This window comes from Mycobacterium sp., assembly GCF_035314905.1.
GTDB lineage: Bacteria > Actinomycetota > Actinomycetes > Mycobacteriales > Mycobacteriaceae > Mycobacterium.
The window spans coordinates 1-20,842 of the sequence record NZ_DATFYW010000173.1 but is presented as its reverse complement, the minus strand read 5'-3'; the positions used below and the strand labels follow the sequence as shown (position 1 = coordinate 20,842).

General features: G+C 67.8%; 15 protein-coding genes and 1 pseudogene. 7 read left to right on the top strand and 9 right to left on the bottom strand.

Annotation, left to right across the window (positions count from 1 at the left end; genetic code table 11):
* Positions 1-473, bottom strand: a pseudogene (locus VKG81_RS14895) (sensor histidine kinase); the annotation flags it as partial.
* 186 nt (positions 474-659) lie between these two features.
* Between VKG81_RS14895 and VKG81_RS14890 the strand changes: the two are divergent.
* From VKG81_RS14890 to VKG81_RS14880, 3 genes are read left to right on the top strand one after another with little or no spacing between them, the layout of a single operon-like run.
* Positions 660-2,294 carry a fatty acid--CoA ligase gene (locus tag VKG81_RS14890; RefSeq protein ID WP_324397175.1) on the top strand — a complete coding sequence of 545 codons (1,635 nt, stop codon included), beginning with the start codon at positions 660-662 and terminating at the stop codon, positions 2,292-2,294.
* A 12-nt stretch (positions 2,295-2,306) separates the two neighbouring features.
* A complete protein-coding gene (locus tag VKG81_RS14885) occupies positions 2,307-3,938 on the top strand; it encodes a fatty acid--CoA ligase (protein ID WP_324397173.1) in 1,632 nt (543 codons plus the stop codon).
* A complete protein-coding gene (locus VKG81_RS14880) occupies positions 3,926-4,816 on the top strand; it encodes an alpha/beta hydrolase (protein ID WP_324397171.1) in 891 nt (296 codons plus the stop codon). The genes VKG81_RS14885 and VKG81_RS14880 overlap by 13 nt, the downstream gene beginning before the upstream one ends.
* Here the strand turns inward: VKG81_RS14880 and VKG81_RS14875 are convergent.
* The 6 genes from VKG81_RS14875 to VKG81_RS14850 are packed head-to-tail and all read right to left on the bottom strand — an operon-like array spanning position 4,807 to position 12,918.
* Positions 4,807-5,487, bottom strand: a complete 681-nt coding sequence (locus tag VKG81_RS14875) for a response regulator (RefSeq protein WP_324397170.1) — start codon at positions 5,485-5,487, stop codon at positions 4,807-4,809. The two genes, VKG81_RS14880 and VKG81_RS14875, sit on opposite strands and share 10 nt — an antisense overlap.
* Positions 5,484-8,060, bottom strand: a complete 2,577-nt coding sequence (locus tag VKG81_RS14870) for an ATP-binding protein (protein ID WP_414685287.1) — start codon at positions 8,058-8,060, stop codon at positions 5,484-5,486. Before VKG81_RS14870 ends, VKG81_RS14875 begins: the two co-directional genes overlap by 4 nt.
* 23 nt (positions 8,061-8,083) lie before the next feature.
* Entirely contained in the window at positions 8,084-9,007 is a 924-nt protein-coding gene (locus VKG81_RS14865) for a potassium-transporting ATPase subunit C (protein ID WP_324397166.1), read from the bottom strand.
* A 1-nt stretch (position 9,008) separates the two neighbouring features.
* Positions 9,009-11,159, bottom strand: coding sequence for a potassium-transporting ATPase subunit KdpB (gene kdpB / locus VKG81_RS14860; protein WP_324397164.1), 2,151 nt, complete (start codon positions 11,157-11,159; stop codon positions 9,009-9,011).
* On the bottom strand, positions 11,159-12,829 hold the full coding sequence (gene kdpA, locus VKG81_RS14855) for a potassium-transporting ATPase subunit KdpA (protein ID WP_324397162.1): 1,671 nt from the start codon (positions 12,827-12,829) through the stop codon (positions 11,159-11,161). Before kdpA (VKG81_RS14855) ends, kdpB begins: the two co-directional genes overlap by 1 nt.
* Entirely contained in the window at positions 12,829-12,918 is a 90-nt protein-coding gene (locus VKG81_RS14850) for a potassium-transporting ATPase subunit F (protein WP_324397160.1), read from the bottom strand. Before VKG81_RS14850 ends, kdpA (VKG81_RS14855) begins: the two co-directional genes overlap by 1 nt.
* 404 nt (positions 12,919-13,322) lie before the next feature.
* On the opposite strand from VKG81_RS14850, the gene kdpA (VKG81_RS14845) reads away from it, so the two are divergent.
* From kdpA (VKG81_RS14845) to VKG81_RS14830, 4 genes are all read left to right on the top strand, one after another.
* Positions 13,323-14,996 (top strand): potassium-transporting ATPase subunit KdpA, encoded by a 1,674-nt coding sequence (gene kdpA, locus VKG81_RS14845; RefSeq protein WP_414685288.1) that lies wholly within the window; start codon positions 13,323-13,325, stop codon positions 14,994-14,996.
* A 90-nt stretch (positions 14,997-15,086) separates the two neighbouring features.
* Entirely contained in the window at positions 15,087-15,773 is a 687-nt protein-coding gene (locus VKG81_RS14840) for a hypothetical protein (protein ID WP_324397158.1), read from the top strand.
* A 157-nt stretch (positions 15,774-15,930) separates the two neighbouring features.
* On the top strand, positions 15,931-17,088 hold the full coding sequence (locus tag VKG81_RS14835) for an alpha/beta fold hydrolase (RefSeq protein ID WP_324397156.1): 1,158 nt from the start codon (positions 15,931-15,933) through the stop codon (positions 17,086-17,088).
* A complete protein-coding gene (locus VKG81_RS14830) occupies positions 17,088-17,987 on the top strand; it encodes a patatin-like phospholipase family protein (protein ID WP_324397154.1) in 900 nt (299 codons plus the stop codon). Before VKG81_RS14835 ends, VKG81_RS14830 begins: the two co-directional genes overlap by 1 nt.
* Here the strand turns inward: VKG81_RS14830 and VKG81_RS14825 are convergent.
* A complete protein-coding gene (locus VKG81_RS14825; RefSeq protein WP_324397152.1) occupies positions 17,940-19,577 on the bottom strand; it encodes an ABC transporter permease in 1,638 nt (545 codons plus the stop codon). The two genes, VKG81_RS14830 and VKG81_RS14825, sit on opposite strands and share 48 nt — an antisense overlap.
* Positions 19,574-20,500 (bottom strand): ABC transporter ATP-binding protein, encoded by a 927-nt coding sequence (locus VKG81_RS14820; RefSeq protein ID WP_324397150.1) that lies wholly within the window; start codon positions 20,498-20,500, stop codon positions 19,574-19,576. The genes VKG81_RS14825 and VKG81_RS14820 overlap by 4 nt, the downstream gene beginning before the upstream one ends.
* Positions 20,501-20,842 lie beyond the last annotated feature (342 nt).

The following is a 20,842-nucleotide window of genomic DNA, read 5'->3' as shown; positions in this document are numbered from 1 at the left end:
AGCTCGTCGGCCTCCCGCACCGCCACATCGGGAACCGTTTCGCGCTGCTGGACACCGGTCATCTCGGTCAGCACATCGCCCAGCGACTCCAGATGCTGAATGTTGAGCGTCGTGATCACATCGATGCCCGCGTCGAGCAGTTCCTCCACGTCCTCCCAGCGTTTCTTATTGCGCGACCCGGGGGCATTGGTGTGGGCCAGTTCGTCGACCAGCGCCAGCTGCGGGTGCCGGGCCAGCACCGCATCCACGTCCATCTCCGGCAGCACCCCGCCCCGGTACGGCTCGAGACGTCGCGGCACCACCTCCAGGCCCTCAGCCAGCGCCTGGGTCGCCCGCCGGCCGTGCGGCTCGATGAAGCCGATCACGCAGTCGACGCCCTGCTCACGCTGGCGATGGCCTTCCAGCAGCATCTCGTATGTCTTGCCGACCCCCGGGGCGGCGCCCAGGTAGACGCGCAGCCGTCCCCGCGCCATCAGCCCGCCCGTATCCGTCGGCGGCACATGTGAAACAGCGTAAACGCACACGTGCGTGCCGGCGGTTTCACCCGTCGTAGGCTCGTTGGCATCCTCGGGGTGGTTGCCCGATTCTTGGCGTCGTGGAGCTCGGCTCACGCCAAGATGGACAACAGCGAGGTACTGGTGACGTGAGGTGGTGTACCGATGGAAAGCACGATGCAGGACTTCCCGCTGACCGTGACGGGGATACTGCGGCACGGCGCCCGGTGGCACGCCGACCGCAGGGTGGTGACCGCGACCGGCGACGGCTACCGCGAGATTTCCTACCGGGAGCTGGGCGAACGGGTCGCGCAGCTGGCCCACGGGCTGCGCCGCGTCGGTGTCGGCGGCGACGAGCGCGTCGCGACGTTCATGTGGAACAACCAGGAGCATCTGGAGGCGTACTTCGCGATCCCGGCCATGGGTGCGGTCCTGCACACCCTCAACATCCGGTTGCCCGCCGAACAGCTGGCCTACATCGCCGGGCAGGCCGAGGACCGGGTGATCATCGCCGACCTGTCGCTGGCGCCGCTGCTGGCCGCGGTGCTGCCGCACATGCCGACCGTGCACACCGTGGTCGCGGTGGGTCAGGGCGACCCCGGCCCGCTGACCGGCTCCGGCAGGACCGTGGTGCGCTACGACGACCTGCTCGACGGGCAGCCCACCACCTTCGACTGGCCGGCGCTCGACGAACGCTCAGCCGCGGCGATGTGTTACACCAGCGGCACCACCGGCAACCCGAAGGGCGTCGTCTACAGCCACCGCTCGACGTATCTGCATTCGATGGCGGTGTGCAGCTCCAACGGGCTCACCGTGGTCGACGGCGACCGGATCCTGCCGATCGTCCCGATGTTTCACGCCAACGCCTGGGGGTTGCCCTACGCGGCGGTGATGGCCGGTGCCGATCTGCTGATGCCGGACCGTTTCCTGCAGGCCGACCGGCTGATCGAGATGATCGAGACCTACCGGGCCACGATCGCCGGCGCGGTGCCGACCATCTGGAACGACGTGCTGCAGTCCCTGGCCGCCAACCCCGGCCGTGACATCTCGTCGCTGCGCGTCGTGCCCTGCGGCGGGTCGGCGGTGCCGCTGGCGATGATGAGGGAGTTCCAAGACAAGTTCGGCGTGCCGATTCGCCAGGCGTGGGGGATGACCGAGACGTCGCCGATGGCCGCGGTGGCCTGGCCGCCGCAGGACGTGAGCGACGAGGAGGAGCACTGGGCGCTGCGCAACACCGCCGGCCGGCCGGTCTGCGGCGTGGAGGCCCGCATCGTCGACGACAACGGGAATGTGCTGCCCGACGACGGAAAGTCGGTGGGCGAGTTGGAGGTTCGCGGGCCGTGGATCACCGCGTCCTACTACTGCGACAGCGACCCGTCGAAGTTCCAGGACGGCTGGCTGAGAACCGGCGACGTCGGCAGCATCGACCCTCGCGGGTTCATCACGCTCACCGACCGCGCCAAGGACGTGATCAAGTCGGGCGGGGAGTGGATCTCGTCGGTCGAGTTGGAGCACTACATCATGGAGCACCCGGCCGTGCTGGAGGCCGCGGTGGTCGCCGTTCCCGACGAGCGCTGGCAGGAGCGGCCGCTGGCCGCCGTGGTCGTCAGGGCGGATGCCGTCGTGACGCCGCAGGAGTTGCGGCAGCACCTGAGCGACAGGGTCGTTCGCTGGTGGTTGCCCGAGCGCTGGACGTTCGTCGACCAGGTTCCGCGGACCAGCGTCGGAAAGTTCGACAAGAAGCTGATCCGGGCCCGTTACGCCGAGGACGCGTTCGACGTCCACGAGTGCCACGACTGACGGGGCGCGGCCGTGTACAGCACGATGCAGGATTTCCCGCTGACGATCACGTCCCTGCTGCGCTACGGCACGGGAATGCACGCCGACCGGCTGGTGATCACCGCCACCGACGACGGGTTCCGCGAGATCAGCTATGGCGAGTTCGGTGACCGGGTGGCACAACTCGCCAACGGCTTGTGCCGCCTCGGCGTCCGGCCGGGTGACCGCGTCGCGACGTTCATGTGGAACAACCAGGAGCACCTCGAGGCCTACTTCGCGGTCCCGTGCATGGGCGCGGTGCTGCACACGCTGAACATCCGGCTCTCCGACGAGCAGATCGAGTTCGTCGCCTACGACGCCGAGGACCGGGTCGTGATCGTCGACATGTCGCTGGCCGGGCAGCTGGCCGCCGTGCTGCCGCGGATGGAGACCGTGCACACCGTTGTCGCGGTGGGCGAGGGCGACCTCGGGATGCTCGGCCGTGCCGGCAAGCAGGTGATCCGCTACGACGACCTGATCGGCCGTGAACCGACCGAGTACCCCTGGCCCGCCATCGACGAGAGGTCCGCCGCGGCAATGTGCTACACCAGCGGCACCACGGGCCACCCGAAGGGCGTGGTGTACGGCCACCGGTCGACCTATCTGCACAGCACCGCGGTCTGCAGCACCAACGGCATGACGCTCACCGAAGGCGACCGGGCGCTGCCCGTCGTGCCGATGTTTCATGCGAACGCCTGGGGCATTCCGCACGCGGCGCTGTTGGCCGGCGCGGATCTGCTGCTGCCCGACTGCCACGCACACGCGGCGCGGCTGGTCGACATCATCGAGGCCGCCAAGCCGACCTTCGCCGCCGCGGTGCCGACGATCTGGAACGACTTGCTGCACTGCCTTCAGGCCGACCCGAGCCGCGACATCTCGTCGCTGCGGCTTATCGTCTGCGGCGGCTCGGCGGTCCCGGAATCCCTGATGCGCGCGTATGAGGACAAGTTCGGCGTGACACTGATGCAGCTGTGGGGCATGACCGAAACGTCGCCGCTCGCGTCGTTGGCGCGGCCGCCCAGAGGCATACCGCCCGACGAGGCCTGGCGGCTGCGGGCCACGGCGGGCCGCGCGCTGTTCGGCGTTCAGATGCGCATCGTCGACGACGACGGCAACGCGCTGCCCAATGACGGCGAGTCGGTCGGCGAATTGGAGGTCCGCGGCCCCTGGGTCACCGGCGGCTACTATCGCGGCCGCGATGCCGAGAAGTTCGCGGGCGGGTGGCTGCGCACCGGCGACGTCGGCAAGATGAACCGCCTCGGCTATGTGACGCTGACCGACCGCGCCAAGGATGTGATCAAGTCCGGCGGCGAATGGATCTCCTCGGTCGAATTGGAGAACCACATCATGGGCCATCCCGCGGTTCTGGAGGCGGCGGTTGTCGGCGTGCCCGACGAGCGGTGGCAGGAGCGCCCGCTGGCCGCGGTGGTGGTGAAGGCGGATGCCGACGTCTCCGCGGCCGAGCTGCGGAACTTTCTGCGCGACAAGGTGGTCCGCTGGTGGCTGCCCGAACGGTGGACGTTCGTCGACGAGGTGCCGCGGACCAGTGTCGGAAAGTTCGACAAGAAGCTGATCCGCGCGCATTACGCCGAGAACGCCTACGAGGTCGTCGAATGCCGCGACTGAGTCCATCGACCGAACCGCCGCCCATCGCCGGGGTCCGCAGGTCGTTCGTCATGGCCCGCGGTGTGCGCTTCCACGTCACCGAGTCCGGCCCGCAGGACGGACGCCCGGTCGTGGCGTTGCACGGCTGGCCGCAGCACCACTGGGTATTTCGGGATCTGCTGGCCGACCCGCCGGCCGGGCTGCGGATCATCGCGCCGGACCTTCCCGGGTACGGCGCCTCGGGGCCGGCGCCGCACCGGTGGGCGAAGGAAGACGTCGCCGCCGACATCCTCGCCCTGCTCGATGAGCTCGGCCTCGACCGGGTGCTGCTCGTCGGACACGATTGGGGCGGCTACGTGGGTCACCTCCTGGTCTTGCGCGCCCCCGAGCGATTCGACGGCTACCTCGCGTGCAACATCGCCCACCCATGGCAGACCCCGCGCGCGTTGGCGCCGCATCTGTGGCGCTTTCTGACCTATCAGCCGCTGATGGCCGCGTTCGGTGTGCCACTGCAGCGGCACACCAGGTTCATCGAACGGCTGGTCTTCCGCATCGGCGCGACCCGCGACGCGATCGATCCGGCCACGGCCCGCGTCTACGCCGACCGGTTCCGCGACCCGGTGTGTGCGCGCGCGGGCAGGGACACCTATCGCACGTTCTGGTTGCACGAACTACCCGAAGCTGGACGGCGTCCCGAAACGCGCCGCGCGGCGGTGCCGATTCGCGCGCTGTTCGGCGTCCGCGACTTCGCCATCCATCAGTCGCTCGCGGCGGCGCAAACTGCGAACGCCGACGACTACACGCTCGAAGAGGTCGACTGCGGGCACTTCATCATCGATGAGCGGCCCGACCTGGTGCGGGCGCGGCTCGTTGCGCTCGCCGGCGAAACTCAATCCTGAAAGCGGTAACCCATGCCGGCTTCGGTGAGCAGATGCTTCGGGTGCGACGGGTCGTCCTCGAGCTTGCGGCGTAGCTGCGCGAGATAGACCCGCAGGTAGTGCGTCTCCTTGGCGTACGCCGGGCCCCACACCTCCTTGAGCAGCTCCTCGCGCCCGACGAGCTTGCCCCGGTTGCGCACCAGCATTTCCAGCATGCCCCACTCGGTCGGGGTGAGGTGCACCTCCGTGCCGTGCTTGGTGACCTTCTTGGCAGCGAGATCGACTGTGAACGAATCGGTTTCGACGACCGGCTCATCGGAGTCGGCGGCGGCCGCGCCGCGGCGCACCGCGGCGCGCAGGCGGGCCAGGAACTCGTCCATCCCGAACGGCTTCGTGACGTAGTCATCGGCGCCGCTGTCGAGGGCTTCCACCTTCTCGGTGGCGTCGGTGCGGGCCGACAGCACGATCACCGGCACCGTCAGCCAGCCCCGCAGCCCGGCCAGCACGTCGATGCCGGACATGTCGGGCAGCCCGAGGTCCAGCACGACGACGTCGGGGCGCTGCTCGGCGGCGGCCCGCAACGCGCCGGCTCCGGTCGCGGCGGTGGTGACTTCGTAGCCGCGGACCGACAGGTTGATCCGCAACGCGCGCAGGATCTGCGGTTCGTCGTCGATCACCAACACCCGTGTCACGACTGGTGATCCTCCGCGGCCGCAAGGTCGATTTCCACGGTCAGGCCGCCACCGGGGGTGTCGGTGGCCTGGATCGTGCCGCCCATCGCTTCGACGAAGCCGCGCGCCACCGACAGCCCGAGCCCCACGCCGCTGGTGTTGTCGCGGTCGCCGAGCCGCTGGAACGGTTCGAACAACTGCTCTGCGGTGCCGCGCGGGATGCCCGGTCCCTCATCGACGATGTTGATGATCACCCGGTGGCCGACCTGCCCGGCGTTGACGCGGACCACGCTGTCGGGGGCGTACCGCAGCGCATTGTCGATCAGGTTGGCGAGCACCCGTTCGAGCAGCCCGGCGTCCGCCATCGCGACCGCGTCGTTCACCTCCACCTTGACCCGGTCGATGCCGCCACGGCCAAAACCGGTGGCGCCCTTGCTGATGCTGACCAGCGCCCGCTGCACCACTTCCTCGAGGTACACGCGGTGCAGCTCGGGACGCACGACGCCGGCGGCCAGCCGCGACGAGTCGAGCAGGTTGCCGACCAGCGCGGTCAGCTGGTCGATCGACTCCTCGATGGTGGCCAGCAGCTCGGCGGTGTCTTCGGCGGAGAACCCGATGTCCTCGCTGCGCAGGCTGGATACCGCGGCCTTGGCCGCCGCCAGCGGGGTGCGAAGGTCGTGGCTGACCGCGGACAGAAGCGATCGGCGCAGCTCGTCGGCCTGTTCGATCGCCTCGGCGCGGCCGGCTTCCTCGACGAGCTCACGCTGTTTGACCAGCCCCGCCGCCTGCTTGGCCACAGCCGTGAGCACCCGGCGATCGCGGGCGGCCAGCTTCTTGCCGGCCATCAGCATCCAGAACTCGTCGTCGCCCACTTCGATGGCGGCGTCCGCGGTTTCGACGGTCAGACAGGGGTCGTTGCCGACGCACGCCACCAGCTCGGACGTGCCGTGCTCCTGCTCACGCATCAGGCTGACCGCGCGCTGCGAATAGGCTTCGCGGACTCGCTCGAGCAGCGTCTCCAGGTCGGCGCCGCGCAGCACCGATCCGGCGAACAATGACAGCAGCTCGGCCTCCTGCGAGGCGCTCCTGGCTTCGCGGGTTCGGTTGGCCGCCCTGTCGACCAGCGCGGCCACGGCCACCGCGACAGCGAGCAACACGAACTCTGTCACGGCCGAGTCGGGCTGGGCGATCGTGAACGTGTAGCGCGGGTCGGTCAGGAAGTAGTTCAGCAGCAGACCCGACAGCACCGCCGACAGCGCGGCAGGCGCCACGCCGCCCAGCAGGGCGACGATCAGGACACCGATGACGAACAGCGCGCTCTTTCCGCCGATGCCGATGAAGCGGTCGAGGAACGCCACGGTGACCGCGCAGATCACCGACGGAACCACGATCGCGGCCAGCCATGACAGCAGGTGGTGCTGGCGCGAGGTCATCCGCGACCACGAGTACCCCCGCCTGGCCTCCTCGTGGGTGACCATGTGCACGTCGATCTTGCCGGAGTGCTGGACGACCGCGGCGCCGATCCCCTCGTCGAAGATCCGCCCCCAGCGCGAGCGCCGGGAGGTACCCACCACCAGCTGCGTCGCGTTCATCTCGCGTGCGAAGTCCAGCAGCGCGGTCGGCACGTCGTCGCCGACGACGGTGTGCAGGGTCGCGCCGAGGCTGGCGGCGAGTTCGCGGACCTTGCCCATCTGCGGGGCCGAGACACCGGAGAGGCCGTCGCCGCGGACGACGTGGACGATCATCAGCTCGGCGCTGGACTTCGACGCGATCCGGAAGGCGCGGCGCACCAGGGTCTCGGACTCGGCGCCGCCGGTCACGGCGACGACCACCCGTTCTCGCGCTTCCCAGGTGTCGGTGATCTTGTTCTCGGCGCGGTATTTGGCCAGCGCCGCGTCGACCTGGTCGGCCAGCCACAGCAGCGCGAGCTCGCGCAGGGCAGTGAGGTTGCCGGGGCGGAAATAGTTCGACAGGGCCGCGTCGACCCTCTCCGGGGCGTAGACGTTGCCGTGGGAAAGCCTGCGCCGCAGCGCTTCCGGTGTGATGTCGACGAGCTCGATCTGGGCAGCCGAGCGCACGATCTCGTCGGGGATGGTCTCTTTCTGTTCGATGCCGGTGATCTGCGCGACGACGTCGTTCAGGCTCTCCAGGTGCTGGACGTTGACGGTCGAGATGACCGTGATGCCGGCGTCGAGCAGTTCCTCGACGTCCTGCCAGCGTTTGGGGTTCTTGCTGCCCGGGGTGTTGGTGTGGGCGAGCTCGTCGACCAGCACCACCTGTGGGTTGCGGGCGAGCACCGCGGGCACGTCGAGTTCCGCGAACCGGGTGCCCCGGTATTCGATGTAACGGGGCGGGATCGTTTCGATGCCCTCGATCAGGTCCGCTGTCCGCTTGCGGCCGTGTGTCTCGACCACGGCGGCGACCACGTCGGTGCCACGCTCCAGGCGCCGATGAGCCTCGCCGAGCATCGCGTAGGTCTTGCCCACGCCGGGTGCCGCGCCGAGGTAGATGCGCAACTCTCCGCGCTTGGGCTTGACGCTGGCCGCCGTATGCGTGCGCGGCTCATCGGTGCTCGTCACATGCTCATCATCCACCGGCTCATCATCCACCGGCCGAATCAGCTCTTCACGGCGTATTTCCGATCGAGCTCCACGTTGGCCTGCAGCACGTTCATCCGGGGCTCGCCGAGGAAGCCCAGCGTGCGCCCCGCCTCGTTGTCCACGAGCACCGCCCGCACCTGGTCCGCGGTGATGTGTCGCGCCTTGGCGATCCGGTTCAGCTGGAGATCGGCGTACTCGACCGAGATGTCGGGATCCAGCCCGCTGCCGCTGGCGGTGACCGCGTCGGCGGGAACGACGGGATTCGCCGGGGCCGCCCCCCGGATCGGCACGATCTGGCCGATCGAGTAGTCCTCGCCGAACTTCGCGCACTCGACCCGCACGCCCTCGTAGGTTTGCAGGAACGGTTGCTTGGTAGTCGCACACGGCTGGTTGACGCTGACCACCCTGGTCGGGTGGACGACGTTGCCGCGGGAGTCACGCGGCCCGATCACCGACAGCACCGCGCCGACACCGTCGCCGGTGCAGAACGGGCGGGAGCCGTCCACACCCTCGAGCTGCCCGACGGACTGACTGTTGGTGCACACCGTCGTAAGCAGGCTGGCCTTGAAGCCGGCATCGGCCGGTTTCTTACCCTGCGCTAGCAGCGCCGGGTCGGCGGGCGTGTCGACGACGCTTTCCGGCCCCAGGTTGCTGGCACCTGACGCGGTCGGGTCGTACCCGGTTCCGGCGGCCGACGGGCGGCTCTGGAAGTACTGCGGCAGCGGGTTGCCGTTGTTGTCGGTGAACAGCTGACCGATCAGCGTGCTGCCCACCGGCTTGCCGTTGACGGTGACGATCGACCCTTCGGCCTTGTCGTGCAGGCCGGGGATCTGTGCCACCAGCCAGATGAGCAGCGGGTAGGCGATGCCGGTGATCACGGTGAACACCAGAAGCAGCCGGAAGGCGGCCCAGTGCTGGCGGACGAAATTGGGCAGTTTCATGTCAGGACATCCCCGGGATGAATTGGATGACGAGGTCGATCAGCTTGATTCCGATGAACGGGGCGATGATGCCGCCGACGCCGTAGATGTACAGGTTGCGGCTCAACAGTTTCGAGGCATTGCTGGGTGTGTATCGCACACCGCGCAGCGCCAGCGGGATCAACATCACGATGATGATCGCGTTGAAGATCACCGCCGACAGGATCGCGGACTGCGGGCTGTGCAGCCGCATCACGTTCAGCAGATCCAGGCCGGGGAACATGGCCACGAACATCGCCGGGATGATCGCGAAGTACTTCGCGATGTCGTTGGCGATCGAGAACGTGGTCAACGCGCCGCGGGTGATGAGCAGCTGCTTGCCGATCTCGACGATCTCGATCAGCTTGGTCGGGTCGGAGTCGAGATCGACCATGTTGCCGGCTTCCTTGGCCGCCGACGTTCCGGTGTTCATCGCCACCCCGACGTCGGCCTGGGCGAGCGCGGGCGCGTCATTGGTGCCGTCGCCGGTCATCGCGACCAGCTTGCCGCCCTCCTGCTCGCGTTTGATCAGCGCGAGTTTGTCCTCGGGGGTGGCCTCGGCAAGGAAGTCGTCGACACCGGCCTCGTCGGCGATGGCCTTCGCGGTCAGCGGGTTGTCGCCGGTGATCATCACCGTGCGAATTCCCATCCGCCGCATCTCGTCGAAGCGTTCACTCATCCCCTGCTTGACGACGTCCTTCAGGTGAATGACACCGAGCACCTCGGCTTTTCCGTTTAGCACCTGGCCGACCACCAGCGGGGTGCCACCGCTCGCGGAGATGCCGTCGACGATGCTGCCGAGTTCGCTCGGCACCACTCCGCCCTGGGCACGCACCCAGTCGGCGACGGAGCTGGCCGCGCCCTTGCGCAACTGGTGGCCGCTCCCCAGGTCGACACCCGACATCCTGGTGGCGGCCGAGAAGGCGACCCATTGAGCGCCGAGCAACTCGCCGGGCGTCCTGGCCCGCAGGCCGAAGTTCTGTTTTGCGAACACGACTATTGAACGGCCTTCGGGGGTTTCGTCGGCCAGGCTGGACAGCTGCGCGGCGTCGGCCAGCTGGTCGGAGGACACGCCGGGCAGGGGCACGAAGTCCGAGGCCTGCCGGTTGCCCAGCGTGATCGTGCCGGTCTTGTCGAGCAGCAGTGTGTTCACGTCGCCGGCCGCCTCCACCGCGCGGCCCGACATCGCGAGCACGTTGCGCTGCACCAGCCGGTCCATCCCGGCGATGCCGATCGCGGAGAGCAGCGCACCGATCGTGGTCGGGATCAGGCAGACCAGCAACGCCACCAGCACGATCCCGGTCACACCGTTGGAATTGAGCGCCACGGTGTCGGGCACGCCAGGGTTGTTGGCCTTGGAGTAGATCGCCAGCGGCTGCAGCGTGGCCACCGCGAACACGAAGATGATCGTCAACGCGGCCAGCAGGATGTTCAGCGCGATCTCGTTGGGCGTCTTCTGCCGGTTCGCGCCCTCGACGAGGGCGATCATCCGGTCGATGAAGCTCTCACCCGGCTTCTGGGTGATCTTGACGACGATGCGGTCCGACAGCACGGTGGTGCCGCCGGTCACCGCCGAGCGGTCGCCGCCCGACTCCCGGATCACCGGCGCGGACTCGCCGGTGATCGCCGACTCGTCCACTGACGCAATGCCTTCGACCACGTCACCGTCGCCGGGAATGGCTTGACCGGCTTCGACCACGACGATGTCGCCCTGGCGCAGCAGCGGTGCCGCCACCTCTTCCTCGACACCGGGAACGCCCGGCTCCCAGCCCTGCAGGCGCCTGGCCATCGTCTGGCTCTTCGCCTTGCGCAGGGCGTCGGCCTGCGCCTTGCCTCTGCCCTCGGCGACCGCCTCGGCCATGTTGGCGAAGTAGACCGTCAGCCACAGCCAGAACACGGTCAGCCACGCGAACCACGTCGAGTGGATGATCGCCAGGACGGTGGTCCACGCCGCGCCGATCTCGACGATGAACATCACCGGGTTGCGCCACAGCGTGGTCGGGTCGAGCTTGCGCAGCGCGGCCGGCGTCGACTTCAGCAGCATCTTCGGGTCGAGCAGGCCGCCCTGGACACGCTTGCCGGCGATGGACGTCCGCTGCGGTGTCTCAGGCGAATCGATTGTGGGAGCAGACATTAATGGATTCCTTCAGCGAGAGGACCTAGCGCCAGCATGGGCAGGAACGTGAGCGCGACGAGGATGACGGTGACGGCGGCCACCATCCCGACGAACTGGGGCCGGTGGGTGGGCAGCGTCCCGGCGGTCCCGGGTGTGGTGCCCTGCCGCGCTAGCGAACCCGCCAGTGCCAGCACGAATATCATCGGCAGGAACCTGCCGAACACCATCGCCAGACCCAGCGCGGTGTTGTACCAGACGGTGTTGCCGCTCAATCCGGCGAACGCGGAACCGTTGTTGTTCGCCGCCGAGGTGAATGCGTAGAGCACCTCCGAAAACCCGTGCGGACCGGTGTTGAGCATCCCCGCCCGCTGTCCGGGCAACGCCATTGCGATCGCGGTGCCGATCAGCACGATCAGCGGCGTGGTCAGAAAGTAGATCGACGCCAGCTTGATCTCGCGCGCGTTGATCTTCTTGCCGAGGTATTCCGGCGTGCGCCCGACCATCAGGCCCGCGACGAAGACCGTGATGACCGCGAGAACGAGCATGCCGTACAGGCCGGAGCCGGTGCCACCCGGTGCGACCTCGCCGAGCTGCATGTTGAACATCGCGATCATGCCGCCCAGGCTCGTGTAGGAGTCGTGGAACGAGTCCACCGCACCGGTCGACGTCAAGGTGGCCGCGTCGCCGAATATCGAGGAGTTGGCGACGCCGAAACGCTGCTCCATGCCTTCCATCGCCGAGCCCACCGAGGTCGGCACCGTGCCGTGGTGCTGCAGCTGGGTCCACAGGATGAACGTGACGCTGATCAGGGCCAGCGACGCCATGATCGCCACGATCGCGTATCCCTGCTTCTTGCTGCCGACCATCCGGCCGAAGGTGCGCGGCAGCGAGAAGCTGATCACCAGCAGCAGGAAGATTTCCAGCCAGTTGGTCCAGGTCGTTGGGTTCTCGAACGGGTGGGCCGAGTTGGCGTTGTAGAACCCGCCGCCGTTGGTGCCGAATTCCTTGATGACCTCCTGGCTGGCGACGGGGCCTCCGGTGATGGTCTGCTGGGCGCCGCCCAGTGTGGTGACGACCTGATCGTTCAGGTGGAAGTTCTGGATCGCGCCGCCGGCGATCAGCACGATCGCGCCGATGACCGCAACGGGCAGCAGGATCCGGAACACACCGCGGACGAGGTCGACCCAGAAGTTTCCGAGCTCGCCGGTGTGCCGGCGGGCGAAGCCGCGAACCACGGCGATGGCCACCGCCATGCCCACCCCGGCCGACACGAAGTTCTGCACCGCCAGGCCCGCCATCTGCACCAGGTGGCCCATGGTCGACTCGCCCGAGTAGTTCTGCCAGTTGGTGTTGGTGATGAAGCTGATGGCAGTGTTCCAGGCGAGCGCCGCGGTCATCGGTGTCCCCGGATTGTGCGGGTGCAGCGGCAGCTTGCCCTGGACCAGCTGGAACACGAACAGGAACAGGATGCTGATGGCCGAGAAGGCGAGCATGCTGCGCGCGTACGCGCCCCAGGTCTGCTGCACGTCGGGGTCGGCGCCCATCAGCCGGTAGGTCACTTTTTCCGCACGGGAGTGCTTCTCCGAGCTGTAGACCCGGTACATGTAGTCGCCGAACGGCACATGTGCCGCCGCGAGCGCAAGCACGAGTACGACGAGGAAGACGATCCCTGCCGTTGTAGTAGTCACTAGAACCTCTCCGGAAAGAGCAGGGCGGCAAGAAGAAACAGCGCGACGAGGATGGACAGCGCCAGGCCGATCACGTTTTCGTAGCTCACAGCCGCTCGACCAACTTCTGCGCGAGGCCGAACAGCGCAAAGATCGCCACCGTCAGCACGATGAATGCCAAGACGGACATCTGGTCTCCGTTCAGTCTGGAATCCGTACGGGCCGCTCACCGTATTCATGCGGGGCAGCATCCGCTGGGCCCTCGTCGGCGAGGACCGAACCGAAGCTAGCCCCGGCCGTTGGGGGACACGACCGGCGTTGACGCTTTCTTAACGGCTTGGCGAGGCTCCTTTACAGACTTCGTCGGTGTGACCAAAGCCGCACACCCTGGCCGACGTCAAGAATGCGCCAACGGCCGCCGCTTCAGCGTTGGAATTCCGTAATTGCCCGAAGACTCACACTGTTTCGGCCTAAATTGACCGGGTTACTGACGGCTCGGCGAGGAGTTACTTCCATCGAAGATCCAACCCGCTGGGGGACGGCGGCCTACCTGCAGATCATCGCGGTCATTGCGGTGGTCGCGGTTCTTTCTGTACCGCTCGGTAACTACATGGCCCGGGTGTACTCCGATACCCGGCACTGGCGCGTCGAACGACTGATCTACCGGCTGGTCGGCGCACAGCCCCACGATGGCCAACGCTGGCCGAAGTACGTCACGTCGCTGCTGGCCTTCTCCGCGGTCAGCGTCCTGTTCCTCTACGCGCTGTTGTTGATCCAGAACCACCTTCCGCAGCCGTGGGGTCACCCGGGCATGACCCCAGCGCTGGCGTTCAACACCGCGATCTCCTTCGCGACCAACACGAGTTGGCAGAACTATGCCGGCGAATCGACGCTCGGCCACGTCGGACTGATCGCGGGCCTCGGTGTGCAGGCGTTCGCCAGCGCCGCGGTCGGAATGTCCGTGGCCGTCGCGCTGATTCGGGGCCTTGCGCAGACTCAGCTCGAGGAGATCGGCAATTTCTGGGTCGATGTCGTGCGCAGCGTCGTACGTATATTGGTGCCGCTTTCGGTGCTGGTGACCCTGGTCCTGCTGCTGTTTGGCGTGGTCAACAACTTCAACGGCGCGCACGACATGACGACGCTGTCCGGCGGCGGTCAGACGATCCTTGGCGGCCCGGTCGCCTCCTGGGAGTCGATCAAGCTGATGTCCGGCGACGGGGGCGGCGCGTTCAATGCCAACAGCGCGCATCCGTTCGAGAACCCGACACCGTTGAGCAACTTCGTGGAAATAGTTGCGATGGTGATCATTCCGGTGGCGTTGCTGCGGACTTTCGGGGTCATGGTGCGCGAGAAGACGCGGGGTTGGGCCTTGTTCGCCGCCGCCGGAGTCCTGTTCGTGATCGGCACCGTGATTCTCGCCGTCGCAGAGATGGCCGTTCACGGCACCGCCATCCACGCCGCGGGCGCCGCCACTGAGGGAACCGAGACCCGGTTCGGTGTGCCGGGCAGCGCGCTGTTCGGGCAGGCGGCGACGGGGAGTGGCGACGGTGCGGCGAACTCGTCGTATGACAGCTTCGCCAGCTTCGGTGGGGCGATGCTCATGGCCAACATCATGTTGGGTGAAGTGAGCCCCGGCGGTCCCGGCAGTGGCCTGTATGCCCTGGTGGTGATGGTGCTTCTCGCGGTGTTCCTCGGCGGCCTGATGGTGGGCACCACGCCGGAGTACCTGAGGAAGCGCCTGCAGGCCCGGCAGATAAAGCTCGTGAGTCTCTACATCCTGGTGTTCCCGGCGACGATCCTTCTCGGTTGCGCGGTCGCCATCGCGGCGCCCGGTGAACGCGCAGCGATGCTCAACACCGGCTCTCACGGATTGTCGGAGGTGCTGTACGCGTTCACCAGTTCGGCAGCGAACAACGGCAGTGCCTTCGCCGGACTCAGCGGCAACACGACGTGGTACAACATCGCCCTGGCGGTCGTGATGGCGGTGGGCAGATACCTCCCGATCATCCTGGTGCTCGGGCTGGCGGGAAGTTTCGCGGCCCAGCGCACCGGAGTGGTCACCGCGGGCACGCTGCGCACCACCAGGCTCAATTTCGTCGGCCTCGTCGTCGGTGTCACCGTGTTGATGGTCGGCCTCGAATACCTTCCGGCGCTGGCCGTCGGCCCGCTGGCCGACGGGCTGGCGTGATCGTCAACGGGCCATCAAGGTTTTCCGCGCCGCTGTAAAGGAAGCGCAAGAAAGCCATCCCGGCGATCCGCGTCGGCGTAACGATGATTCATGACGCTTTTCCACGGGCTTCGCCCGCGGTCATCGATGGATCGGGTAATGCGCTGCTGCTCGCAGTGGCAGAAGTCGTTTCCCGACGCCGAGATCGTCTATCCCGTACGGGTGTTGCGAACGCCGGGCGCGGCGCAGTGGCTGCGCGGGCATGGGCTCGGGCTGAGCGCGAATTGCGATGACGACCTCGCGCACGTGATCGCGGCGGGTGTCGCGCCGCGGCGGGTCGTGCTGCACTGCGACGACCTGCCCGCCCGAACGATGTGGCACGCCGTCGGCCTGGGCGTCGGCCAGTACATCGTCGGATCGCGCGAGCAGATGTCCACGCTGTCCGCGTGCGCCGAACGGCCGCAGTGCGTCGTCCTCGACGTCACGGATGAGCCCGACGACGCGATGGTGGAGGCGATGCTCGACCAGCCCAACCTCGAGGTCTCGGGACTTCACAGCGGGCTCGACCGCATCGACACGGTCGACGAGATGATCGCCGTGATGGCCCAGCTTCGCTACCACCGCGGCACGCTGCTGACCCGGCTGTCCGTTGCGGTGTCCGGCACCGACGAGCGCCCGATCGAGGCCATCGCCGGCCAGCTCGACGACACCGTCGAGGGCGGTTGCGCGCGGTTCAGGTATCCGCGCCCGGTGGTCCAGGTGTGCCCGGACTGGCTCGCGTTGACACGCGAGACGTGATTGCCGGCGCATTCTGAAATATGCCCTGAGCTGCCGAGACATCTCGGGATCACACCAGCCGCGTGAAGTAGCCAACGACACAGCGGCGGAGATGGCACCCGCGCAGGCGTCTGGTCCATGATGTTTGACGACCTGACTAATCCACGACAGGACGCGGATGACCCAGACACCTGCTGAGGCACCAGAACGCCGGATCCGGCTGACCCATCACCTGGTCGAGCTCGAAGACGGGCACCAGGTCGGTGTGTCGGTCGGCGGTGCCGGCGTGCCGCTGGTGTTCATGCACGGCCTGGCCCTGAGCCGCCGCGCATATCTGCGGATGCTCAGCCGGGTGGCCGGGCTCGGCTTTCTCGTCATCGCGATCGATGCGGCAGGCCACGGCGACACCCGCAACCTGCCCGGTAGCGCGCGCGACCTGGCGGACCGCGTCGAGCTGACCGTGCGCGCACTGGACGCGCTGGGTGTGCGGCAGGCCATCTTCGCCGGCCACTCGATGGGCGGGCGGATGGCGATTCAGCTCGCCGCCGCGGCCCCCGAGCGCGTGCTGGCGGCCGTGCTTCTCGACGCCGCCGCCGGGGCGAGCTTCGACGAGACGGCTCCGGGCCTGCTGAAGTCGCCGCGCAGGGCACTGCGGACGATTCTCGGCGCGGCCTACGACACCCACAAGGACCCGTCGCGGCTCCAGCCCGCGGAGCGCGGGAGCTACCTGCGCATGCTTGCCGCCATCGCCGGTCGCAACGCGCGGCACCCGGCCGCGGTGGCCGGGGCCGCGCGCGCGATCGTCCACTCCGGCGACTACACACCGATGCTGCACGTGATGCGTGATCAGGAGATCCCGACGATCGTGGTGCACGGCGAGAAGGACCTGGTCGTGCCGTTCGACTGCGCGGTCGACATGGCCCGAGACGCCGACGGCACGCTGTACAGGGTGCCCGACGCGTATCACTCGTGGATGATCGCCAACCCGAAGCAGGGCGCCGACGCGCTGCGCCAGCTTCTGCGCGGCGAACTGGGCGAGGTGCTGCGCCACACCGCGGATGCAGTGGGTATCCGCAGCGTCGACGACGCCGCGGCATGGGAGCGCGCCCTGCTCGAGCCCGACGCGGTTGTCCTGGAGCTCAACGGCGACGTTCACGAGGTGGGCGTGGAGGAACCCCAGCCCGTGGAGCTCGAGTTGGTTCGTCGGGCCCGGCGGCCCCAGCACACGAAACGGATGCCGTGGCTTCGCCGTAGGTATCGGCGTTGGAGCGCAAGACATTCCGAGCGCGGACGGTCGGTTGTCCGGTGGGTCCGGCCGGACACCCGCGCGGTGTGATGAGCCTGGCATTGGTGTTGGCCGGTGGCGGTGTCGCCGGAATCGCTTGGGAGACAGGTTTTCTGCTTGGTGTCCAAGACGAATCTCCGGAGACCGCGAGCCGCCTGCGCCGGGCCGACGTGCTCCTCGGAACCTCGGCGGGCTCTACCGTCGCAGCGCAGCTCGGCAGCGGTGTCGGCCTGGCGGAACTGTATGCGCGTCAGCTGTCGGAGACCACCCACGAGATAGGGCCGCACATCGACTTCGGCGAACTCATGACGCTGTTCGAACGGGCGGCCGCGGACAGCAGCGCTTCGGTCACGCGACGACTCAGGCTGATCGGCGAGCTGGCGGTGTCCGCACCGACCGTCGCCCTACAGGTGCGCAGGGCGGTGATCGCCAAGCGCCTGCCGTCGCACGACTGGCCGGACCGGCCGCTGAGAATCACCGCGATCGACGTGAAGACCGGTGAGCGGGTGATATTCGACCGCAACAGCGGGGTGGAGCTCATCGATGCGGTGGCAGCCAGTTGCGCCGTGCCGGCGGTCTGGCCGCCCGTGACGATCGGCGGCCGTCAATTCATGGACGGCGGGGTGGGCAGCAGCGCGAATGTCGACGCCGTCGCCGACCACGAAACGGTGGTGATGTTGGCGCCGACGGCCGAACCCGGGTTGTCGCCGTTCGGCCGCAGCCTCGCCGACGAGCTTGAACAACACCGCACCGGGCCCGCCCTCGGCATCTTCGCCGACGATGCCTCGATCGCCGCGTTCGGCCGTGATCCGCTCGACCCTCGTTGTCGGGCGCCCTCGGCGATCGCCGGACGGGACCAGGGTCGTCGCGAAGCGGCCGGGTTGGCGGCCTTTCTCGCGGCGTCAGCTCAGGTCGCGGCGGCGGAAGGTGAACAGCCCGAAGCCGATTAACACCGCGTCGATGGCGAGCAGCCAAAGCACAGGCGCGGGCCGGAACGACTCGCCCGGTATGTGCTGCGTGTGCGTGAACGGGACGAGGTCGAGCAACCAGTGCGAGACGCCGGCGATGGAGCCTAGGAGGTAGAGGGCGACGAACGCGACCAGCACGGCCCACGCGACTGGAGTGAATCGCGGCAGCACCCCGAACACGGCGACCGTGACGGCTGCGGGCAGCCAGACTGACGGGAGTTGAATTGCGGCCAGGGCGATTACGGTCGCCAGTTTTCCGCCGACATCGCCCGCGGCGGCGCCATATGACAGCCCGGCGATCGCTCCTGCCGACAACAGGGCTGCGGCGGAACCCGCGATCGCGAAGAACAGATGGCTGGCAACCCATCTCGAGCGTCCGACGGCCGCCGCCAGGATGGTCTCCGCGCGCTGCGCGGTCTCCTCTTGATGGAGTCGCAGTGTCGCGGAGATTGCCAGCGCGGCGGCCGCGACGGCGAGCAGGCTGAACGCGATGGTGAGGAATGAGTTCTCCAGCGCTGCCGACCCGCCGAGGCGGTTGATGATCTCCCGCAGTTTGGTGTTGCTGCCGAACTGATCTCCGATGCCGTGCACGACACTGCCCGCCAGCAGTCCATAGAGGCACAAGCCGATCGTCCAGGCGAGCAGCGAGCCCCGTTGCAGATGCCACCCCAGACCGAACGGGCCCGATAGCGTCGGCGGCGCGGTGGCCGGGCCGTCGCGTTCGCCGATCAGCCCGGCACCGACATCGCGTCCGCGCAGCAGAACGTAGGCCGCGACCGTCAACGCGGCCGTGGCCGCCAGCGCCAACAGCAGAACCCACCATCGGTCACCCGCGTACGGGCGGACCTGCAAGGACCATCCCAGCGGCGAAAACCACGACAGACTGCCCGAACCCGCATCGCCGACGGCACGCAACGCGAAAGCCGTACCGAGAACCGCGAACGCGATTCCGCGCGCGGTGCGCGCGCTGACGCTGAGCTGGGCGGCAACCGCCGCGACGGCGGCGAACACCAGGCCGGAGCAGGCCAGTGCCAGGCCGAATGCCAGCGATCCCGAGGGCTCCACATCGGTGTTGAGCAACCCGGCGGTGCCGATGAGCCCGGTGGCGACGGATGCTCCGAATGTCATCAGCAGCGCGGCGGTGAGGCCGGCATAGCGTCCGACCACCGTCGAATCCACCAGTTCGGCACGCCCGGATTCTTCTTCGGCCCGGGTGTGGCGGATGACGGTCAGGATCACGGCGACCGCGATGAGCGTGTGGAACATGCCGGCCTTCCAGATGCCGACCGCGCCGAGGCTGTCGTTGTACACGTTGCCGTACAGGGCGCGTTCGGCCGTGCTGGCCATGATCGACGCGACAAAGGACGCACGGTCGGCGGCGGTCGGGGCCACCTTCTGCATGCTGTCGATGTAGACGGGCCCCAACGGCAGGGACAGCAGTAAAACCCACAACGGCAGCACGATCCGGTCGCGGCGCAGGTAGAGCCGGAGAAGTTTGACCGTTCCCGTGAACGGGCTGCCTGCCGGGGCTTCGTGGCGGTGTTGCGGCCGGGCGAGTGTTGCGGTGCTCATGCCGACACCGCGCCCGTACTGCTGACTTGCCGGTCCTGGCCGTCAAGCTTGTAATGGCGGAGGAAAATCTCCTCGAGCGAGGGCGGTTGGCTTACCAGCGAGCGAACACCGACCTTGGCGAGCACCCGGATGAAGTCGTTGAGGGCGTCGGGGTCGACCTGCACGCGCAAGACGTTGCCTTCGACGATGACATCCTCGACTCCTTTGATTCCGGTGAGCTCCCCTGGATTCCCGAGCAATTCGGCTTTGATCGACACCCGGCTTAGGTGGCGCATCGACTCCAGGCTGCCGCTCTCGACCGCCTTCCCGGCGCGGATGATGGTGACCCGATCGCATAGTGCTTCCATCTCGGACAGGATGTGGCTCGAGACGAAAACGGTCGCGCCGCGGTCGCGAGCTTCGGTGACGCAACGGCGGAACACGCGCTCCATCAACGGATCCAGGCCGGCGCTGGGCTCGTCCATCAGCAGGAGTCGCGCGTACGAGGAGAATGCGGAGATCAACGAGACCTTCTGCCGGTTGCCCTTCGAATAGGTGCGGGCCTTCTTCTTGGGATCGAGTTCGAAGCGTTTGATCAGCTCGTCGCGGCGCTGCGGGTCGAGGCCGCCGCGCATGCGGGCAAGCAGGTCGATGATCTCGCCGCCGGTCAGGTTCGGCCACAGCGTCACATCCCCGGGCACATAGGCTATTTCGCGGTGCAGCCCAACAGCGTCCCGCCACGCGTCGCGGCCGAACACCGTCGCGCTGCCCGATGTCGGACGCAGGACGCCGAGAAGAATGCGGATCGTGGTGGACTTCCCGGCGCCGTTGGGCCCGAGAAAGCCGTGGATCTCTCCGTCACCGACCTGAAGCTCGAGGCCGTCAAGGGCCCGGACGCGGCCGAATTGCTTGTGCAGATCCTTGACGTCGATGACAGCGGACATCGGCCCCCCTCAGTGGTCTTGGCGACCTTCATCCTTCTCCGGCGCCCTACCGCCGGGAAGAGGGACACCACCGCAATCGCAGATCAGATCGGGACTGGCCCCAGGGCGGTACCCCGCCGCCCCAGGGAGCGCCCTGGAACCGGCTGCAAATCTGCTGCGCAGAGCAGCCGTCGACCCAGATCTCCGTCAGCCCTCGTCGTCGTTGTTTTTTCGGAGGAGTTCTTCGGGGTGGTGGAAGGTGTTGGTGCGGGGCTGGCCGTCGTGGGGGTACCTCCCGCTTGCGGGGGCGTGGGGTGGGGGGATCCATTCGGTGCGTCCGTCGGCGCGTTTTCGGGTGGTCCA